Annotated in this window: 18 protein-coding genes; 5 read left to right on the top strand and 13 right to left on the bottom strand. The window is 59.0% G+C overall.

Annotated elements, in window-relative coordinates:
* Window positions 1-6: 6 nt before the first annotated feature.
* Window positions 7-1,296 (bottom strand): hypothetical protein, encoded by a 1,290-nt coding sequence (locus tag HKK53_RS05205; protein ID WP_169369854.1) that lies wholly within the window; start codon window positions 1,294-1,296, stop codon window positions 7-9.
* Between the two features lie 263 nt (window positions 1,297-1,559).
* Window positions 1,560-1,826, bottom strand: a complete 267-nt coding sequence (locus HKK53_RS05200) for a hypothetical protein (RefSeq protein ID WP_169369853.1) — start codon at window positions 1,824-1,826, stop codon at window positions 1,560-1,562.
* Between the two features lie 343 nt (window positions 1,827-2,169).
* On the opposite strand from HKK53_RS05200, the gene HKK53_RS05195 reads away from it, so the two are divergent.
* On the top strand, window positions 2,170-3,495 hold the full coding sequence (locus HKK53_RS05195; protein WP_169369852.1) for a sigma-54 dependent transcriptional regulator: 1,326 nt from the start codon (window positions 2,170-2,172) through the stop codon (window positions 3,493-3,495).
* 156 nt (window positions 3,496-3,651) lie between these two features.
* On the opposite strand, the gene HKK53_RS05190 is transcribed toward HKK53_RS05195, so the two are convergent.
* From HKK53_RS05190 to HKK53_RS05150, 9 genes are all read right to left on the bottom strand, one after another.
* Complete coding sequence (locus HKK53_RS05190) at window positions 3,652-4,932, bottom strand: hypothetical protein (protein ID WP_169369851.1); 1,281 nt, start codon at window positions 4,930-4,932, stop codon at window positions 3,652-3,654.
* Window positions 4,933-4,979: 47 nt separating this feature from the next.
* Window positions 4,980-5,756: a hypothetical protein gene (locus HKK53_RS05185; protein ID WP_169369850.1), complete on the bottom strand. Its 777-nt coding sequence runs from the start codon at window positions 5,754-5,756 to the stop codon at window positions 4,980-4,982.
* A 33-nt stretch (window positions 5,757-5,789) separates the two neighbouring features.
* The gene (locus tag HKK53_RS05180) at window positions 5,790-6,470 is read right to left on the bottom strand and encodes a C39 family peptidase (RefSeq protein WP_169369849.1); all 681 of its coding nucleotides are present in this window, start codon (window positions 6,468-6,470) and stop codon (window positions 5,790-5,792) included.
* Window positions 6,471-6,532: 62 nt separating this feature from the next.
* On the bottom strand, window positions 6,533-7,963 hold the full coding sequence (locus HKK53_RS05175; RefSeq protein WP_169369848.1) for a heme utilization protein: 1,431 nt from the start codon (window positions 7,961-7,963) through the stop codon (window positions 6,533-6,535).
* Between the two features lie 52 nt (window positions 7,964-8,015).
* Window positions 8,016-8,588 (bottom strand): adhesin, encoded by a 573-nt coding sequence (locus tag HKK53_RS05170; RefSeq protein WP_169369847.1) that lies wholly within the window; start codon window positions 8,586-8,588, stop codon window positions 8,016-8,018.
* A 1-nt stretch (window position 8,589) separates the two neighbouring features.
* Entirely contained in the window at window positions 8,590-9,027 is a 438-nt protein-coding gene (locus HKK53_RS05165) for a hypothetical protein (RefSeq protein WP_169374184.1), read from the bottom strand.
* 318 nt (window positions 9,028-9,345) lie between these two features.
* The gene (locus tag HKK53_RS05160; protein WP_169374183.1) at window positions 9,346-9,870 is read right to left on the bottom strand and encodes an AAA family ATPase; all 525 of its coding nucleotides are present in this window, start codon (window positions 9,868-9,870) and stop codon (window positions 9,346-9,348) included.
* Complete coding sequence (gene pnuC, locus HKK53_RS05155; protein ID WP_169369846.1) at window positions 9,867-10,430, bottom strand: nicotinamide riboside transporter PnuC; 564 nt, start codon at window positions 10,428-10,430, stop codon at window positions 9,867-9,869. Before pnuC ends, HKK53_RS05160 begins: the two co-directional genes overlap by 4 nt.
* A 77-nt stretch (window positions 10,431-10,507) precedes the next feature.
* Entirely contained in the window at window positions 10,508-12,142 is a 1,635-nt protein-coding gene (locus tag HKK53_RS05150; protein ID WP_169369845.1) for a methyl-accepting chemotaxis protein, read from the bottom strand.
* A 291-nt stretch (window positions 12,143-12,433) separates the two neighbouring features.
* Here HKK53_RS05150 and HKK53_RS05145 point away from each other — a divergent pair, with 291 nt between their 5' ends.
* Together HKK53_RS05145 and HKK53_RS05140 are read left to right on the top strand one after the other, a co-directional pair.
* Entirely contained in the window at window positions 12,434-13,264 is an 831-nt protein-coding gene (locus HKK53_RS05145) for an undecaprenyl-diphosphate phosphatase (RefSeq protein ID WP_169369844.1), read from the top strand.
* Window positions 13,261-13,689 (top strand): DUF1294 domain-containing protein, encoded by a 429-nt coding sequence (locus HKK53_RS05140; RefSeq protein WP_169369843.1) that lies wholly within the window; start codon window positions 13,261-13,263, stop codon window positions 13,687-13,689. Before HKK53_RS05145 ends, HKK53_RS05140 begins: the two co-directional genes overlap by 4 nt.
* Window positions 13,690-13,882: 193 nt before the next feature.
* Here HKK53_RS05140 and HKK53_RS05135 read toward each other — a convergent pair whose 3' ends face one another.
* Both HKK53_RS05135 and HKK53_RS05130 read right to left on the bottom strand, forming a co-directional pair.
* Entirely contained in the window at window positions 13,883-14,242 is a 360-nt protein-coding gene (locus tag HKK53_RS05135) for an MmcQ/YjbR family DNA-binding protein (protein WP_169369842.1), read from the bottom strand.
* Window positions 14,239-15,147, bottom strand: a complete 909-nt coding sequence (locus HKK53_RS05130; RefSeq protein ID WP_169369841.1) for a LysR substrate-binding domain-containing protein — start codon at window positions 15,145-15,147, stop codon at window positions 14,239-14,241. Before HKK53_RS05130 ends, HKK53_RS05135 begins: the two co-directional genes overlap by 4 nt.
* 130 nt (window positions 15,148-15,277) lie before the next feature.
* On the opposite strand from HKK53_RS05130, the gene HKK53_RS05125 reads away from it, so the two are divergent.
* Window positions 15,278-15,889, top strand: a complete 612-nt coding sequence (locus HKK53_RS05125) for an FMN-dependent NADH-azoreductase (RefSeq protein ID WP_169369840.1) — start codon at window positions 15,278-15,280, stop codon at window positions 15,887-15,889.
* A gap of 262 nt (window positions 15,890-16,151) precedes the next feature.
* Window positions 16,152-17,189 (top strand): alpha/beta hydrolase family protein, encoded by a 1,038-nt coding sequence (locus HKK53_RS05120; RefSeq protein WP_169369839.1) that lies wholly within the window; start codon window positions 16,152-16,154, stop codon window positions 17,187-17,189.
* The last annotated feature ends 75 nt before the right edge of the window (window positions 17,190-17,264 follow it).

Genomic DNA, 17,264 nt, shown 5'->3' with positions numbered 1-17,264 from the left:
CAGGTGTTAGCTCAGGTAGCGCGCCACCACCGCCCGATAGTTGCCGTCCAGTGAATAACCGCCGACGACGATCCGGCCGTTGTCCTGCACGGCCAGGGAAGTGGCCGTGTCGAGACTGCGGCCCAGACGCGTGCGAACCCAGCCAATGCCGTTGGCAAAGCTGCGATCCAGATGCCCTTGTGGCAGATAGCGAGCGAGGATGAAGTCGGCTTCGACGCCGCCGATGGTGGCGCCGACGGCCAGCACGCTGCCATCCGGCTGCACCTGGGCGGCGGTCCATTGGCTGCCGCTGTGGCCGATTTCCAGGCGTTGTGGCTGGCCCCCGTTGCAATGATTATCCGGACGACCGTTGCTGTGCAGTTTCAGTGACAGGCAATGCATCGGGTCGCGGCTGCTGCCGAAACAGTGCAAGTCGCCATTGGTTTGCTGGACGATCTGGCTGATCTGCGCGCTGCGTCCCTGGGCCTTGAAGGTCATGAAGCCATCTACGGCGAAGCTGTCGTCCAGCGTGCCATCGGCGTGGTAACGCGCCAGCAGGCCTTCCTCGGGGAAATTGATCGCGCCGCCGGCCAGGATTCGTCCGTCCCGCTGCACCATCAGGCTGCCGAGCCAGGTATTCATCAATAGATGCCTGACCACGACGAAACCGCGGCCGTTGAAGTCGCGGTCCAGTGAGCCGTCGGTATTGAGGCGGATCAGCAGGCCGACGTGATCGGCCAGTTCGAAATGATGATTGGCCAGCAGCAGGATCCGCCCGTCATCCTGCACGCAGATGTCGCAGGCTTCGGCGCCCGGCACGCCGGGCGGCAACCAGTCGTCACGCAAACCCATGGACAGATCGCCCGGCAGCCGCACCACCAGCCGGCCCTTGTCGCCAAAGCCTCGAACCGGCTGGCCATCGGGGTCGAACAGCGCCAGGGCGGGCAGGGTGCGACGGGCGTTTTCGTAATGCAGGCCGGCCAGCAGGATCGACCCGCAAGGCAGAACATGGACCTTGCTGCCCATGGCCTCGAAGCCCAGCGCGAACTGACCGATCAAACTGCCTTGATTGCCAAAAGCCAGATCCGCCGAGCCATCCTCCAGCAGGCGGGCCAGGCCAAAGCGGCTACCGCCATGGGTACCAACCTTGGCCGCGACCAGCAGGCGCCTTTGCGGATCGAGGGCAATACCGTTGGCCATGCTGGAGGAGCTGCCGGCGAAATACACCTGGGTTTTGCCGGCGGCGGCAAAATCCGGATCGAGATGCCCGGCTAGATTCAGGGTGGCAGGGCGGGCCAACGCGGTTTGGGTTTGCATGCACGCATCTCCTTGCCAGTTGACCTTATCCCTGTAGCCGGGAGGGTCACGGCGCGTGCGAAACATTCAATCCCTGAATGCCTGGACGCACAACTGTCATAACTAACAGGTGGAGGGTCGCTGTGTGCCAGAACAGTGTCTTTTGGAACCACTGATAAGCTGGCCAAGTTCCATAAAGCAAAAGATCGCAGCCTTCGACAGCGCCTACATTGGAATACGATCCCGTAGGAACTGCCGAAGGCTGCGATCTTTTGGCTCTTTAATTAATGAGGCATGGACCACGACTGCAGCGTGTAGCCATCTTCGCTCAGCGCTTTACGTGCCTGTTCCAGCCGATGTTCAAGTTGTACCGGATCGGAATAAGCGCTGCATGGAATCTGCGCGCGGCCGACGCGGTTATTGGTGAGGTCGATGACACTCAGGCTGAGTTCGCCGTTGCCTTCTTGTGGCGCCCAGGCCACGCATTGAAAGGGTTCGAATGCGTGTTTGGCAATCAAAAGAGCTTCGTTGATACGGAGCGGGGCGGTCATGGGGTCTTCTCTCTGTATGCCCAATCAAGTGATGTGCCGTCGGTTGGGCTTACCGTTCGGCTGGTTACTTGTACTGATGCCCTCAATAGGGGGTCGGGTCACACACAATCCAAAGAAAATTCAACTTTCTTTCATATACTCAATGTTCGGGCCGTGTTTGAAAGCTGAATGAAAGGTTCAAGTCGTTAGGTAACTAACAAAACACCTTCTTATAACTAATTAGTTAAGACTCCTATAGTCAAACGATACAAGGCCCTGTCAAATTATTGCTAATGTTACAGCCAGGTCCGCCAAATGACTGTTTTTAATAATATTTCCTTAAATTTGGCGCCAAGGAACAGTCATGATAGAAGCGCCTGCTTTACGACGTCTGTTAGTGGTTGATCCTTGCGATGATTGCCACCGTCTTTTGCCGGGCTTGCGCGCGGTAGGGTGGGATGTCGACAGCTGTACGCTGGAAAACGCCGCCGATCGCACCTGCGATGTCGGGCTCCTGCGATTGCAGCCCTTCCACCTGGAGCGACCCGAAGCCGTCAAGGAATTGATCAGCCGCAGCGGCACCGAATGGATTGCCGTGCTCAACCAGGAAGTCCTGCGCCTGCAGAACGTCGGGGATTTTGTGTGCGAATGGTTCTTTGACTTCCACACCCTGCCGTTCGATGTGTCCCGGGTTCAGGTAACCCTCGGGCGCGCGTTCGGCATGGCGCGGCTGCGCGGGCAGGGCACGATTCACATCGATCAGCCAGAACACGAGTTGCTCGGTGACAGCAAGCCGATCCGCGAACTGCGCAAGCTGCTGAGCAAACTGGCGCCCACCGAGTCGCCCGTGCTGATCCGTGGTGAAAGCGGCACCGGCAAAGAATTGGTCGCCCGCACCTTGCACCGACAATCCCAGCGCCACAGCAAGCCCTTTGTGGCGATCAACTGCGGCGCGATTCCCGAACACCTGATCCAGTCCGAATTGTTTGGCCACGAGAAAGGCGCCTTCACCGGCGCGCACCAACGCAAGGTGGGGCGGATCGAAGCGGCGAACGGCGGCACCCTGTTTCTCGATGAAATCGGCGACCTGCCGTTGGAGTTGCAAGCCAATCTGCTGCGCTTCCTCCAGGAAAAACACATCGAACGAGTCGGTGGCAGTCAGCCGATTCCGGTGGATGTGCGGGTGTTGGCGGCGACCCACGTCGACCTTGAAGCGTCCATCGAAAAGAAACGCTTTCGCGAAGATTTGTACTATCGCCTCAACGTCCTGCAAGTGGTCACCGCGCCGCTACGTGAACGCCACGGCGATCTGTCGATGCTGGCCAACCACTTTTCCCATTTCTATAGCCATGAAACCGGTCGCCGTCCGCGCAGCTTCAGCGAAGACGCGCTGATCGCCATGGGCAAGCATGACTGGCCGGGCAATGTTCGCGAGCTGGCCAATCGGGTACGTCGCGGGTTGGTGCTGGCCGAAGGACGCCAGATCGAAGCGCGAGACCTGGGGCTGATCAGCCAGCAGACCGTCGCCGCGCCGATGGGCACGCTGGAAGACTACAAGACCCGCGCTGAACGCCAGGCCTTGTGCGATGTGCTTAACCGCCACAGCGATAATTTGAGCATCGCCGCCAAGGTGCTGGGGGTGTCCAGGCCTACCTTCTACCGTTTGTTGCACAAGCATCAGATCCGTTAGCGAGATCAGAAGATCGCAGCCTCGTTTCACTCGACAGCTCCTACACCGGAACCCCTGTAGGAGCTGTCGAGTGAAACGAGGCTGCGATCCTTTAATGATCCAAACCAAAAAAGCCCCGCTGCGGTTGAAGCCGCCGCGGGGCTTTGCTGTTGTGGATCAGAAGTAGTACGGGAATTTCAGGCTGAAGGAGAAGTCTGGCGAGTCGTCGGTCAGGCCGATGGCCAGGTTGGGCACGATCGTCAGGTTGTCGGAGGCTGCCAGGGTCATGCCGATGTTGAAGTTGGCCGAGTTGTAGTCGCTGTTGGAAATCGACTGCCAATCACCACCGTCCGGTCTGATTTTGCTCTTGCGGGCGAACTGGTCGGTGAACGAAAACGACATACTCATCTTCTCGTTCAAGGCGAATGCAATGCCGGCGCCGACCTGCCAGGAATCGCCCAGTTTCACGTCGCCTTTGACTTTGGAACCGACCTGCGGGCTGATGTCGCTGAAAGAGTCCTGCATGTTGTAGGTGTAGGACAGCGTGCCGAACAGCACGGCCGGGTCGAAGGTCTTGACCAGCGAGAGCCCCGGGGTGATCGCCCAGACACCATTGCCGGTAGGCAAGTCCTCGGGTACCGCGAGGTTATCGTTGGTTGGATCCTCGACCAGCTTGATGCCGTAAGGGTCCTTGCCGGTCGGCGCCTTGACGCGCAGTGTCGCGACCGCGTCGGGCCAGTTGGCCGACTCATCCAGAAACTTGTACGCAACGCCCACGTTCACATCGCCGATGGTCGGGTCGCGGGTAACGGTTGCGTCCGACGTCACCGGGCCTGCGCCACCCGCGCCGCCGGAAGAATACGTGGATTCGCGATAAACCACGGGGACGTTAATGTCGAACTGCCAACGTTGTGCCACGTTGTAGCGGGCGGTCAGGTCCAGGGTCCAGTTGTCGGCCTTGATGCGGTCGAGGTTGATGTTGCCGAGAAAAATCGAGTCCAGTGCCAGGAAGCCGTTGAGCGTCAATGCCCGGGTATCGTAGTGCGTGTAGGTCACGCCGGTTTCGAGGCTGAACTTGCCGCCACCGAAGAAGCCGCTGGCTTCGTCATACAAGTTGGAAACGCTTTGCGCAGGCTCCGAATCGTCCTTGAGCGATTGGCCGTATGAACTGCCAGTGGTTCCGGGCGCACCGGCGGCCACCGCCTGTCCACCCTTGACCGTTTCGGCGGGGGATTTGGTCAGGCGTTTGGGAGCAGGTGTCGCGGGAGCTTCTTCGACTTGGCGAACGCGTTGCTCAAGTACCATCAGTGCATTCTGTTGTGCTTCGTAACGCTGCTTCAACTCCATGAGTTCTTGTTTTAATGCTTCGACCTGAGGGTCCGGGGCTGCGTAGAGCAGTGTCGCCGGGGTCAGGCTACTCAAACAGACGATAGCTCTGAACGTTAACGATCGGTGCATGGGTTAGCCGTCCCTTCTGATTAGATCTGAATGAGACTGAGCGTAGATCAGAATCCGATAGTGCGAAGGCCTTTGAGCTGGTCCAGATTGCCACTTACAGACCCGGCTGTCGGCACGTTGTCACGCAGCACAACATTAAAGGACGTGAGGTTGCGAACCTGGTTGCTACTGCCGAGCAAAGTCGTGTTCTGCATCAGTCCACCCTGAGCCAGGCGTTGTACGGTACTGCCCTGGTTGTTGTTAGCCACGATGTTGAGTTGCACGCCAGCACCGGTCGAGGAAACGCTCAGCGAACCCGCGCCATTGTTGCCGACCAACGTCGAGCCTGCGGCCAATGCCTGGCCCTGCGGTTGCGTTGCCTGGCTGGCTTGTTCGACCTGGCTAGCCTTCGCTACGTTGATATCCACGTTGTTGTAGGCGGTGTTGTGGTCGCCGGCAGCGCGCACGACTTGAGTGACGCCTTCAGTGCTGTTGAGGCCGCCGCCGCCGGTGACGCTGCCTGTGCCTGTTGCCGTGCCTGCGTCGGAGCCTTGCGAACGCGTCTGGCCAGTAGGTTTTTCGTCGATCATCGACACATAGAACTGTGGCTTGATGGTCGATTGCTGGATATTCATCGAGGACCTCGCCCCGATCACTTCACCTTTGGCATTTTGCCAAGTGCTGGTCATGACAATGCCGAAACTGACGATCCGTCCCGGCATGACAAATCGGCCGCGCAGGGTCGCCAATTCCTGATCCTTCAGTTCAATGGGTTTGAACGTCTCTGCCTGGATCGGCAGGCTGGCGGCCAGGCAAACCATGGCCAGCCAGGTTGAAGTTTTCATTGGATGCTCCCGGAGCTTCATGCTCCCTTGTTATTAGAAGAAGTCGCTCTGGATGAATCCGAAATCCATCAACTCTGCGTCTTGCACCGGGCTGAACATGTTGACGCGGTTCTTGGCAGTCAGTGGCATGGGAGGGTCGAGCAGTGCGTTGGTTTTGTCGTAGCCCTGGCCGATGACGGCGAAAATGATGCCGTTCCAGCCTTTGACAAAATCATCGACGCTGAAACGTTTATGACCGAGTACCGGATCTCCGATATAGACCCAGCCCTTTTGGACTTTTTGCAAGACCACAAAGTGTTTGTAGCCACGGATGTCCATGAGGACCACTACCGGAATTTTGATCTCGTTCAACGTTTCCGTCGCGACCCGATAGCCACGGGCGCGCATGCCGATACTTTCCACGTAACGCTTCATGTCGAGCATGGAGAAGCCCTGGACGCGGACAAGATCTTGATCGGAGTGTGCCAGCATGCCTTCAATGATCTGATTTTCACTCACGTCCAGCCAATAGGCCTGGCGCAAGATGGTTGCCAGCGCCGCGGCGCCGCAACTGAAGTCGGTTTTCTGTTGCACCAGGTCGGCAAACTTACGTTCGCGTACGCTCTGGATCGGCTTGTACACCACCGCACCACCCGGCAGGACGGCAAGCGGCATTTGGGCAGCCTCGATCACACTGGCCACGCAAAGCAAAATTGCCAAGGCGATAATGCGCATGGTGGGATGCCTTCTGGTGGTGGTTGAAAAAGGCCCCCGTGAGGGGGCCCCAAAGACAGCCATTAGAACGATTGGTTGGAAATGGCCAGCGAGTTGCTTTGTTGGTTGCCCACACCAGCAGCCACGTTGACGCCCAGGTTGCCGCTGCCGCCATTCACCGAACCGCTCAGGGTTGCAGTGTTGGTCACAGGGTTGGCCCAGCCAGTTGGAGTCAGCACTTGATAAGAGTAGGTGTTGCTCAAATCATAAGAGCTGCTTTCGCTGTAGCTTTTCGCTTTGTCATACGCAGACTCGGACGATTTGCTGCCCGATTTTTCGTACGAGGAGTCAGACGACTTCGAGTACGATTTGTCGTACGATTTTTCAAACGACGAATCGCGAGATCTGTCGTACGAAGAATCGCGCGATTTGTCGTACGAGGAGTCGTGCGATCTGTCGTAGGATTTGTCTATCGATGCATCAAGCGTCGCGTCGAGCGATGCGTTCAGCGATGCGTCGGAAGACCTGCTGCGGGTGCGATCGCCGAAGCCATTGTTGAAGGTAGTGGAGCTGGAAGCCGCCGCCGCAGCGTCCAACGTAGCGTTCAAGGAAGCGCTCAAAGAAGCACTCGAAGAACCGCTTGCACTACTGCTGTTGGAACCGCTGGCATTGCTGCTGTTGGAACCGCTGGCATTACTGGCGCTGGAACCGCTTATATCCACGCTTTTTGAACCGCTGGCGTCATAGCTTCTGGAGCCGGCTGCGTCCCAGCTCGAAGAAGCGCTTTGACTGCCGCTGGCTTCGGAGGACTTGTCGCGAGAGAAATTACCGCTGGCCGAATTGGTCACGGTGATCGTATCCACGCGATACGTCCGATCGGCGTTGTTATTCACCACCAGGCCAGGACCTTGTTGATCGGCAGAAGCGGTGGCAGTTGCGTTACCCAGCGGGGCACTGGTGTTGGCAATGGCCATGGTGTTTTTCTGCTGGTTGAGGTCGCCGCCAGCAATGTTGATGCCCATGTTGCCGCTGCCGCTATTACCCGATCCGCTCATGACGGCAGAAGATGTGCTGCCGAAGTTGTTGACCCGGTTGTCGTTGCTGTATTGCTTGACGCTAGCGGTGGCGGAGGCAGTGCCGAACACGAAGCTGTTATCCAGACTGGAGTCTGAGGCAGCGTTTGCAATGGCGGCCGCGTTGTCTTGTTGGTTGCCGTTGCCTGCAGCCACGTTGACGCCGACGTTGCCACTGGTGCCTGTGGCAGAGCTGGTCATCTCGGCTTCGTTGACAGTCCCTTCGTTACGGATGCGGTTGCCGGTACTGCTCTGGTTATCCCAGGCATTGGCAGTCGCGTAAACAGGGATCTTTGTTGGAGGAGGAGTGTGGTGACCATTGTTGTTATGGCCATTGTTATGGCCATTGTGGTCGTTGTCGCGCTGCCCAGCTTGTACAGCAACAGCCATGACCGCAGCAATTGCGAAAACCAGAGGCTTGATTGCCATCGAAGGTTTCATGGTGATTCTCCGTACTTATTTTAGGTTAAGTGTTGTTTCCTACCTTTTTGGGTCAATCCGCGACCCGTACGCTCAGGGTGTTGGCCATTCGGTTTCCCACTCCGGCGCTCTGATTCAACTGGATTACCCCACGGCTACCGGTGAAAGCCTGATCGCTTGTGGCGACCTGGCGATAGCCTGGTGCAGAGTCAGTTGGATCGGAGTTGTTGATCAGCGCCACGTTCTGCTGCATGAGGACACTGTCGTCGATACTTTGCGGCTGTGTACTGATGCTTATCCGCAGGGCATTGGCTTGCTGGTTACTGGCGCCCGAGCTCTGGTTGACACCCAGTACGCCGTTGCCGTGGCTGAAGGAGTCGCCTTGAATGCTGGATCGAGCATCGATCCTGGGGTCGACTTGCGTACGCAGCCGTTGGCGAATCTGTGTGGTAGCACTGGCATTGGTGCCAATGGCGATGGCCCGGGCGTTGGCTTGTTGCTGCAGATCGCCCGCTGCCTGGTTGACCGAGAGGTTGCCCTGATACTGCGAGCCCGAACCGTTGATGTCGGCGTTATCGATGACGGGAGATTGGGCAAAGGACGACGCACTGCAAAACATGGCGATAATCAGCAGTGAGCGATTCATCTTAACGGTCTCCCGTCAGGATTTTGAGAGCACCCAGGCCTTGCTGGATGTTCGAATTGACCATGTTGGCAATGCCGTTGCCCGAATTTCCCGAACGTCCAGCGGGGAGGTTGGACAGTTGGGACTGGTTGCTGATATTGCCGCCCAGGTTGTTGGTGTTTTGAGTGACCAGGCGGTTGATGCCCGCACCGCTGGCGACGTTGGCAAAGTCGCCGTCGCTCAACTCGTTCGTTTGCGTGAGGATTTGTTTGGACGGGTTGGCATTGACGGTCGTGGGGTTCGGGTCGGGGATCAGCGGAGGAATCGTTGCGTTGCGCGTCTGGACATCACGTTTGATCGTGATGATGCCGTTGTCAGCCTGGACGGGCAGGCAGAAACTTGAGCCGAGAGCGCATCCGATCAGCAGGAGGCGGTAGATGCTTCTATCAAATTTCCCCACGGCGGCAATTCCTTCTGTAAATGGAACGCTGGCCCTTATCAGCGTTGCGAGGTAGAGAGCAGAAGGTGTGCCGGTTTTTGTTTTTCTATTAAAAACAGTTAGTTGAATCTTATTGTCGGGATGGTCAAAAAATTTTTGTAACGCCACTGAGACACAGCCGCGCAAAAAACGCCGTCGATGCTGGCGGCACTGCGTGCCAAAGCACTTATTGGCGACGTGTATCAGCGGCTTAACAGTTGTGTTCTGAAGGGGGAGGACCGCTTTAGTTCGCAGGTTTGCTTGGGAGGGGCTGTATCAGAAATGGACATTGCGGCACCGTCAGGCTTCAAGCAGGCGCCGCACAACCTCGAATGCCGTGTCCTTGCGTTGTTGCCAATCACCGTGCAGTACCTGATAGGGCTGGCGGTGCAGGTCAAGCCATTCATGGTTGGCCTGGAAAAATGCCTGGCGCTCTGCCAATTGCGGCTGGCAACGTTGCCCATCGTCATGCCAGGCGACGGTTTCAGGGCTCAGCAGCAAATGCAGGTCGTAGTGCCGTGCCAGCAATGCGTGCTCGATCCACGTCGGGCAAGCGCCAAACAGCGTGCGACTCCAAAGGATATTGCTCAAGAGGTGGGTATCGAGGATCAACAATGACGGTCGTTTGGCGCGTGCTTCATCTTCCCAGGCCAACTGGCCACGTGCGATGGAAGTAATGTCATCGTAGAAGGTGTCGCGGGCTTCGCTGTCAATGAAATGCCGAACGTACTCACCGACCAACAGGCCGCCAAAATGGGCGTGGATCTCGCTCGACAGCCAGCTTTTTCCGCTGGATTCCGGGCCTGTCAGCACCAGCACTTTCATGCGTGCAGCGCCGGATCGGCGCGCCATTCGCGCCAGCCTTGCACGGCAATCACGGTGAACAAGGCGTACAGGGTCGCGGTCAGGTACAGGCCCTTGTAGATGAACAGGCTGACAAAGATCACATCGAGGACGATCCACAGCGGCCAGCATTGCACGCGTTTTTGCGCCATCCATAACTGCGCCACCAGGCTGAAACCGGTCAGCGCCGCATCGAGCCAGGGCTGCGCGGCGTCGGTCCAGTGGGCCATGGCCGCGCCCAGCAGCAGGCTGCCGATGGCGCCGACGACCAGCCCGAACACGATCGAACGGGCCCCCAGTTCACTCACTTGCCGGCCGTCATGAGTATCGCCGGCGCGGGTCCACTGCCACCAGCCATAGAGTTGCAACGCGGCGTAGATCACCTGCAGCAACATGTCCGAATACAGCTTCACCTCGAAGAAGATCCAGCTGTAAAGCAGCACCATCACCAGCCCGATCGGCCAGCACCAGGGATTCTGTTTGACCGTCAGCCAGACGGCGATCACGCCGAGGGCGGCAGCAAACAGTTCAAGCCCGGACATGGGGGTTCCTTGGGGGAGTCGAAAGAGGGGGCGGATTGTAGCCGCAGGACCGGCCAGCGCAAACCCACAGGGATCCGTTACACGCGGAACTGTTTGAGCAACCCGTTCAATTGCTCGCTCAATTCCTTGAGGTGAACACTGGCCAGGCTCGATTGCTCGGCCGCCAGCGCCGTGCTGTGGGATAGCCCGGCTGCCTGGGTGACGTTCTGGTTGATGTCTTCCACCACGTGCGCCTGTTGCAGAGTCGCGCTGGCGATGGAGGCGTTCAGCCCGTTGAGGTTGCGCAGGGCCTGGCCGATGGCGCTCAGGCTCGCGCCGGCCAGCCCGGCCTGTTCGATGGTCAGTTGCGAGGCGCGACTGCTGTCGCTGATCACCTTGACCGCCGCTTCGGAGTGGTTTTGCAGGCGTTCGATCATCGCCTGGATTTCCGCCGTGGACTTCTGCGTGCGCTGGGCCAGCAGGCGCACCTCATCGGCCACCACCGCAAAGCCGCGACCTTGCTCGCCCGCCCGGGCGGCTTCGATGGCCGCGTTGAGGGCCAGCAGGTTGGTCTGTTCGGCAATCGAGCGAATCACTTCCAGTACGCTACCGATCTGGGTGCTTTCGGCAGCCAGGGTGCGAATCACTTCCACCGCCTGGTCAATGGTGCCGGAGAGTTTGTCGATCTGCTGCAAGCTGCCATCAATGTTGACCTGGCCTTGCTGCGCCTGGGACTCGGCGTCGCGCATTTCACTGGCGGCGTGCTCGGCGTTCTTCGCCACGTCCTGCACGCCGTAGGTCACTTCATTGATCGCGGTCGCCACCAGTTCCATCTGCTGGGACTGCTGCTGACTGCGTTGCTGCGCCTGCGCCGCATCGTTGCCCAGGTCGCTGGACGATTGGCCCAACGCGCTGGCGGACACCTGCAACTGGCTGATCACCAGACGCAGCTTGGCGGTAAAGGCGTTGAAGTGGTGCGCCAGTTGCGTGACTTCGTCCTGGCCGTGGGTGTCGAGGCTGCGGGTCAGGTCGCTTTCGCCGCTGGCAATGTTGGCCATGGCGTTCACGGTTTCCTGCAACGGCCGCACGATGCTGCGGGCAATCATGATCACCAGCAACGCCATGATCAGCGCAATCGCCAGGCCGATAAACGAGGCTTTCCAGACCTGGCCGTAGAACTCGGCCTGCATGTCATCGATGTACACGCCGGAGCCGATGATCCAGCCCCAGGGCTCGAACAACTTGACGTAGGAGGTTTTTTCCACCGGCGCACTGGCGCCCGGTTTCGGCCAGCGGTAATCGACCATGCCGGCGCCCTTGGCCTTGGCGATGATGACCATCTCGTTGAACAGCGCGAAGCCGTCCGGGTCGCGGATCGCCGAGAGATTCTGGCCTTCGAGTTTCGGGTTGGCCGGGTGCATGATCATCACCGGCGTCAGGTCGTTGATCCAGAAGTAGTCGTTCTGGTCATAGCGCAGACCGCGAACCGTGGTCAGCGCCTGTTTCTGCGCCGCTTCGCGGGTGAGGGTGCCGGCAGTTTCCAGGTCATGGTAGTAGTTGAGGATGCCACTGGCGGTCTGTACCACGTGCTGGGTCTTCTGTGCCTTGGCGTGGTACAGGTCGTCGTGGATCTGTTTGAGCATCAAGACGCCCAAGGTCAATAACATCACGATCGCCACGATCAAGATGAGCCACAAGCGTCGGCTGATCGACACACTGCGCAAGCTGTTCATAACGCTGTCACTCCAGATTCTTTTTCTTGTAATAAACGATCGCCAGCATCCAACCACACTTTGCCGGTGGGGCCTATCCGACCCAAGTCCAATTACGCGGCGGCGTAAACGGGGCTTGTCTGATAGGATTTCGGCCTCGCGCGGAAAAACCTGAATCCAAGTTGATTTTTCACGGAATTTTTACGGTTTCGTAGGGATCCTGTGCGCGCGGGACTTCAGCTACGCTGAGCGCAGTGAACGTACTAAAAATATTAACGGGGCAGGCCTTTGAGCACTGTCTTTGGGGGATTGATGGATCTTTGGACGGCCTTCCAGGCACTGATTCTAGGCGTTGTAGAGGGGCTGACGGAGTTTTTGCCCATTTCGAGTACCGGACACCAGATCATCGTCGCGGATTTGCTCAACTTCGGTGGTGAACGGGCCATTGCATTCAACATCATCATCCAGTTAGGCGCGATCCTCGCGGTGGTCTGGGAGTTCCGCCGCAAAATCCTCGACGTGGTCGTCGGCTTGCCGACCCAGCCGAGCGCGCGACGCTTCACCGCGAACCTGCTGATTGCCTTCATGCCGGCCGTGGTGCTGGGGGTGATTTTTTCCGATTTGATTCACCACTACCTGTTCAACCCGATCACCGTGGCCGCGGCGCTGGTCGTGGGCGGGATTGTCATGTTGTGGGCCGAGAAGCGTCAGCATGAAGTGCATGCCGAAACAGTCGACGACATCACCTGGCAGGACGCGCTGAAAGTCGGCTTTGCCCAGTGCCTGGCGATGATCCCGGGGACTTCGCGTTCCGGCTCGACGATTATCGGTGGCCTGCTGTTCGGGCTGTCGCGCAAAACCGCGACCGAGTTCTCGTTCTTCCTGGCGATGCCGACGATGGTTGCAGCGGCCGTGTATTCGGGGTTCAAGTACCGCCATCTGTTCGTGCCGGCGGACTTTCCGGTGTTCGCCATTGGTTTTGTCACCGCGTTTATCTTTGCGATGATCGCGGTCAGAGGCCTGCTCAAATTCATTGCCACCCACAGCTATGCGGCATTTGCCTGGTATCGCATTGCGTTTGGCCTGGTGATCCTGGCGACCTGGCAGTTCGGTTGGGTTGATTGGACAGCTGCCAAGCCATGAATGATTCCAGCGCGCGACATAACCCCGGCCGTAAATCCGGGGGCGAGGTCCAGCATCTACGCTTGAAACTGCTGGTGTTTGCCGCCCTCTGCGCGTTGCCGTTGTACGGCTCGCTGATGCTGTGGCTGCGCGCGGTGTCAGTGATTCCGCTGGCGGCCTACGGCGTGGTCAGCGTGGTGGCGTTTTTCCTGTACTGGAGCGACAAGCGCAAGGCCCGCGCCGACACCTGGCGCACGCCGGAAAACGTCCTGCACGCGGTAGAACTGGCCGGTGGCTGGCCGGGCGCCTTGCTGGCCCAGCAAGTGTTCCGGCACAAGACCCGCAAAGTCTCGTTTCAACTGGTGTTCTGGCTCATCGTATTGATGCACCAGGTATTCTGGATCGACCAGTTGTTCCTCGGCGCGAACTTGCTCGCCTTCTTCTAAAGGACACGCACATCGGATGTAGCAGCTGTCGAGCGGAGCGAGGCAGCGTTCGGCGGCGAAGCCGTCGTAAAACCTGCGCACTCGGACTTCCTGAAACACCGCGTCGCCTGACTTCACGACTGCTTCGCAGCCGAACGCTGCCTCGCTCCGCTCGACAGCTGCTACACGGGCCGGACGCAACCTTCGGCTGTTGTTACAGCAGCAGCCCGACCTGAGTGCGCTTGGGCAACTTGCTCACCACCAGCTGGTGGGAACGTTGCAGCAGCGCCTTCAGTTCTTCGGCGCCCAGCGGGTAGGGCGTCTGCATGATGATCCATTGCGCCCGGGCCAGGTACGGCGCCGGGTGAATGCCCGGTCGGTCGCAATGACCGAGAAACAGATCCTTGTCGACCTTGAACGCCAGGGACTCGCCCCGCAGGTTCTGCAAGGCGAACATCTTGTTCCCGGCAATCGAAAACACCCGCACGCCGCCCCATTTGTAATCCTCCCGCGCACCCGGCAACCCCAGGCAAAACTCGGCGACGTCCGCTTCGCTCATGCGACCAGCCTTCATATCAAACGGTCCCCACAGGCATTGAATGATTCGATCAAGTGGTCGAGCCAGGCGCGCACGGCCGGCATCACCCCGCGCCGATGAGGGTAGACCGCTTGCAGCCAGCCGCCAGGCATCGACCAGTCGGGCAGCAGTTGGATCAATGAGCCGTCCGCCAGCTCCGACTCGCAATACATCATTGGCAGCACCGTAAAACCCTGGCCGGCGAGGGCGCAGGCGCGGCGCACGATAAAGTCGTCGATGCCCAGCCGTGCTTCCAGCGCCAGGTCATAGCTTTTACCCTGTTGATCGAGCATACGGATATGCACCATACGGTCGGGCTCCAGCGCCCCGAGTACCGGTAAACCCTTGAGGTCTTCCGGATGGTTGATTTCCCGGCCGTGGAGGAAGGCGGGGCTGGCGACCATCAGCGTCTGCGCCTGACGCAGGCGTCGGGTGACCAGCAACGGGTCCTCATCGCCCAGTTCGCGTACGCGCAGGGCAACATCGACTCCTTCGGTGACCAGATCGACACGGCGGTTGACCAGCATGACCTCCAGCTGCACCTGCGGGTATTTCCCGAGAAAGTCGCTGATGATCGTCGGCAACATTTGATTGGCCAACCCTACCGGGCAAGACACCCGCAATCGCCCTCGGGGTTCGCTGGACATGCTGGCCACCGCTTCGTCGGCCATCTCCGCTTCCAGCAACATCGCCTGACAGTGGCGCAAGTAACGTTCGCCCACGGCGGTCAGCTTGAGTTGACGGGTGGTGCGTTGCAGCAGGCGCGCACCCAGGCGTTCTTCCAGCTCGGCGATGCGCCGCGACAGCCGCGACTTGGGAATTCCCAGCAAGCGCCCGGCCGCCGCGAAACCACCGGCTTCGACGACTTTGGCGAAATAGTAGAGATCATTGAGGTCTTGCATGGTCTGGGCTCGATCGTTCTATCAGTGGGACGAACTATCGCATTGTTGCGGGCTAATCAGCTATTGGTTTCATCTGTAGCATCAACTCCATCAGATCGCCCGGTGGCGATCCTCACCTGGAGATCCTTATATGAAACTGTTGCATATCGATTCGAGCATTTTGGGTGACAACTCGGCTTCCCGTCAGTTGAGCGGCGAAGTGGTGAAAGCCTGGCAAGCTGCTGACGCTTCGGCTGTCGTGACTTATCGCGACCTGGCCGCTGACGCCATCAGCCATTTCTCCTCCACCACCCTGGTGGCAGCTGGCACCACCGCTGAACTGCGCAACGCCGCACAACAGCATGAAGCGGAACTCAGCGCTTCGACCCTGGCTGAATTCCTCGCTGCCGACGCCGTAGTCATTGCCGCGCCGATGTACAACTTCACCATTCCGACCCAGCTCAAGGCCTGGATCGACCGCATTGCCGTTGCCGGCCAGACCTTCCGTTACACCGAAGCCGGCCCTGAAGGCCTGTGCGGTGGCAAGAAAGTCGTGATCGTTTCGACTTCCGGCGGTTTGCACGTGGGTCAGGCGACGGGTGTTGCTCACGAAGATTACTTGAAAGTGCTGTTCGGTTTCCTGGGCATTACTGATATTGAATTCGTTCGCGCCCATGGCCTGGCTTACGGTGACGAAGTCCGTACCAAAGCCATGACCGATGCCCACACACACATCAGCGAGCAACTGTTCGCCGCGGCATAAGACCTGTGTAAGGCTGGCGTAAAAAATACTAAACAGCTCAGGCAATACCCGAAAAACTCTGTATTCTGATCATCGTAATGATCAGTTACAGAGTTTTTTTGTTTTTGACGGTTTTATATGTAGTGGCCCAGGTTATGCAGTCGAGGGTTAACGTCCCCGTTGCGCAATGACCTTGGTGGCCGCCAACACTGGCACAAGGCCGCGTCCTCCGCATATCGGAGCACTACGGGCTTTTCAGCAAGTATCAAAGGTGGGGCATCCCATGGTGCGTCTTTGTGCAACGTTACTGATATGCCTGCTCAGCAGCCTGCTTTCAGTGCACGCCGCGCCGGGGCTGCATGCGCACTGGGGCGTCGGCTATCACGAGATGACGTTCCTCGATCCGCTGGACCTGCAGCCGATGCGCGCCATCGCCTTTTATCCCTCCAGCGATAAAGAACACACCAGCAAGCTCGAAGGCTACACCGTCGAGGCGAGCGAAGACGCCCGCGTGGCAATCGGTCGTTTCCCGATGCTGATGCTGTCCCATGGCAACGTCGGCACGCCGCTGGCCCTGCACGACCTCGCCACCTCGCTGGCCCGCAAGGGCTTTGTGGTGGTGGCGGTGATTCACCCTGGCGACAATTCCAAGGATCACAGCCGTCTCGGCACCTTGAGCAACCTGTACGGTCGGCCGCTGCAAATTTCCGAAGCGATTACCGCGACGCTCGGCGATGCCATGCTCGCGCCGTTCGTCAACGCCGATCAGGTGGGGGTGATTGGTTACTCGGCGGGCGGCGAAACGGCGTTGATCCTGTCCGGCGCCACGCCGGACCTGGATCGCCTGCGCCGCTATTGCCAGGAACGCCCGGACGATCGCGATGCCTGCAATACCCAGGGCGAACTGATAGTCGACCGTGACGATTTGCAGCCGGTGGCTGATCCGCGGGTCCACGCCTTGTTGCTGATGGCGCCGCTGAGCCTGAAGTTCGGCCGCCATACCCTGGCCGATGTGCATGTGCCGGTGCTGCTGTACAGCGGCGACGGCGACAAACTGGTGGCCTTCGACAAAAACGCTGCCGCCCTGGCGCGCAAACTGCCGACCGCACCGGACTTCAAGTTGCTGGCCGGGGCAGGGCACTTCGTGTTCATGGCGCCGTGCAACGAAGAACAGATCATTGCCATGCCGGCGTTGTGTACCGATGCCGACGGCGTTGATCGGGAAGACATTCACCGCAATCTGATCTCGGAGGCGGGGCGGTTCTTCTCCCATGCGTTGGGTAAACCGAGCCGGGCCGGGATGCAGACCGCCGATCAATAAAGGCTGACACGACCTCTGTCGGAGCAAGGCTTGCCCGCGATGGCGATTTCACGGACGCCATTACAGGGATAGGGG

The sequence above is a fragment of the Pseudomonas sp. ADAK7 genome, assembly GCF_012935675.1.
GTDB lineage: Bacteria > Pseudomonadota > Gammaproteobacteria > Pseudomonadales > Pseudomonadaceae > Aquipseudomonas.
The sequence above is the reverse complement of the archived record's forward strand: the minus strand, read 5'-3'. Positions and strand labels throughout refer to the sequence as shown.